1 protein-coding gene is annotated in these 2,941 nt (G+C 30.6%); it reads left to right on the top strand.

Going from position 1 to position 2,941, the window contains the following annotated elements; genetic code table 11:
* Positions 1-333: 333 nt before the first annotated feature.
* Positions 334-2,928: an alanine--tRNA ligase gene (gene alaS / locus OL66_RS03285; RefSeq protein ID WP_034172461.1), complete on the top strand. Its 2,595-nt coding sequence runs from the start codon at positions 334-336 to the stop codon at positions 2,926-2,928.
* Positions 2,929-2,941: the final 13 nt, after the last annotated feature.

Raw genomic sequence — 2,941 nt, 5'->3', positions numbered from 1 at the left:
ATTAAATTATATCATTTTTTAAAACAATCCTTTTTATAATTATCAACAATTAAAAAATAATATTTTTAGCTTTTGCAAAACCAAAATAAGTCAAAAAAATAACGAAAAAATGCAAAAAAATAACGAAAAGCCATAAAAAAATGTTAAAATTAAGTTTGATCGGTTTTTTAATTTTATACACATGTTAGATATCAATTATATATCACAAATCAAAATTAATTCAAAATGCATTTTAATAAACTAATTATTATTTGTATCACAAAAGAACAAATCAAAGACCAAATTAATATCAAATATCACCCCAAATTTCACCCAATTAAAGGAGTTTTTATAATGACATCTTTTGAAATTAGACAAATGTGGCTCAAATTTTTTGCAAGCAAAAACCATCACATCGCAAAATCATCTTCTTTGATACCACGAAACGAAGCTAACTTATTATGGGTTAATGCAGGCATTACCCCTTTAAAAAAATATTTTGATGGCACACAAACACCTCCTTTTAGACGCATTACTAACGTGCAAAAATGTATTCGTACCAACGACATCAAAAACGTAGGAAAAACCTCGCGCCATCATACTTTTTTTGAAATGTTAGGCAATTTTTCTATCGGAAATTATTTTAAAAAAGAAGCTATCCACTACGCCTTTGAGTTGTTAACTTCGCCTAAATGGTTTGCTTTTCCCTTAGAAAAACTCTACATCACTTATTTTTTTCAAGACCAAGATACTTATCAATATTGGCTTGACTTAGGAGTAGAAAAAAACCACCTTATTCCTTTAAAGAGCAATTTTTGGCAAATAGGTCCTGGTCCTTCTGGTCCTTGCACCGAGATTTTTTTTGACAGAGGAAAAACTTTTGACCCTCGCAACAAAGAACTAATTATCCAAGATTTAGAAAACGACCGCTTTATCGAAATTTGGAATATTGTTTTTTCTCAATATAATTGCGACCCTAAATTACCTATCGAAAAATATCAAGAACTACCAAGCAAAAACATTGATACTGGGGCTGGTTTAGAACGTTTAGCCTGTATTTTGCAAAACACCAAAACCAATTTTGAAACAGACCTTTTCTTTCCTTTAATAAAAGCTTTGGAAAAAATGACACAAATCAAATACACAGGACAAGAAAGTTTTAAAATTATTGCAGATCACTTAAAAACTTTGGTTTTTGCAATCAATGACGGAGCAGTCCTCACTAACGAAAAAAGGGGCTATGTCTTAAAAAAATTATTACGAAGAGCTGCTAACGAAGGCAAAAAACTAGGTTTAGACAAACCTTTTTTACATCAATTAGTGCCTCCAACAGTTGCAATGATGAAAGATTTTTACAAAGAACTATGCACCAACCAAGAAATTATTGCCAAAGTGCTATTGCAACAAGAAAATATTTTTGAACAAACTCTCAAAACTGCCGAAAAAACTTTTTTACAACATCTCACCCAAAACACTTTATCAGGACAAAACTTTTTCAAATTATACGACACTTACGGCATTCCTGAAGATTTAATTTTGGATTATGCTAAAAAGAAAAACATTACAACAGACTACCAAAAATTCCAAGAATTACTCCACGACCACCAAAATTTAAGTAAACAAAATCAAACATCGCAAATACACATGAATAAACAAGAAGAAGCATTTCTCCAATTTTTAACTCCCAGCGAATTTATAGGTTATACAAATTTTACTTGCAAAACCAAAGTAATCAAAGTTTTTGACAAAGGAATAGTGCTTGAAAAAACACCTTTTTATGCTAATATGGGAGGACAAATAGAAGATGAAGGTTGGATTGACAACACCAAAGTTACCAAAATAACTAAACTACCAAACGGACAAATTTTGCACGAAGTTCAAGGAAACTTTTGCGAAGGTCAAGAAGTTTATGCCTGCATTGAAAAGACTAAACGCAATCAAATTTCTTATCATCACACAGCAACACATCTTTTAGAAGCAGTTTTGCAAAAACAATTAGGCAGCCACCTCAAAAAACAAGGTTCATCAGTGGGATTTAGCTCTTTACGTTATGATTTTAATCATTTTGAAAAAATTACTCCCCAAACTTTATTACAAATAGAAAAAGAAGTAAACCAACTAATTCAAAAAAGTTTTCCAGTCAAAATTGAACAACTTTCAATCCCAGACGCCCAAAAAAAATACGCCACTCTTCTAGAACAAAATCAAAAAGCCAAATACAAAGACAAAGTAAGAATCGTAAGTGTTGATACTTTTTCAGTGGATTTATGCGGAGGAACACATGCCACAAATACTAAAGATTTAGAACATTTTACTATTTTGTCATGCGAAAGCATTAGCTCTGGTATCTACCGCATTGAGGCAGTTTGTAATAACAATTGCCAAGAAAGTCTCAACGCCAAATTAGTTCCTTACCAAAACGACTTGCACCAACTAACCCAAAAAGCAAAATCCTTACAAACGCAAAACCTCATTTTTGATGTTAAAAATTTTCCTTCAATAACCCAAAGTTATCAAGATATTCTCAATTATCAAAAACATATCAAAGCACAACAACAAGCCTTAGTTCTTTTTGAAAAAAAAGTTTTAGAATATCATCAAAAAAATATGGTACAAGCAGAATCTAATTTTTTACCACCACAAATTACCAAAAAAATGATGTTAACCATTGAAGAAGAAAAACCTTTAGAAGTTCTCAAATTTTTTATGAATCATATTTTTGATAAATATCATTTAGAAGTTTTATTTTTATCTTATGTGCAACCTGAAAAAATTGTTTTTTTATGCAAAAGCAAAACTCTACATGCAGGTAATTTGATTAAAGAAGCTGTATCCTTGGTTTGTGGTTCTGGTGGTGGCAATGCTAGTTTAGCTCAAGGGGGCACCAAAAAAACTAAAAATTTAGAACAAGTACTTAATTTTGTAAAAACCAAATTAGAAATAAATTAAACTGTTTAAAAAA

This window comes from Chrysanthemum yellows phytoplasma, from assembly GCF_000803325.1.
In the GTDB taxonomy this organism is placed as follows: domain Bacteria; phylum Bacillota_I; class Bacilli_A; order Acholeplasmatales; family Acholeplasmataceae; genus Phytoplasma; species Phytoplasma asteris.
This window is presented reverse-complemented; position numbering and strand designations above follow the sequence as displayed.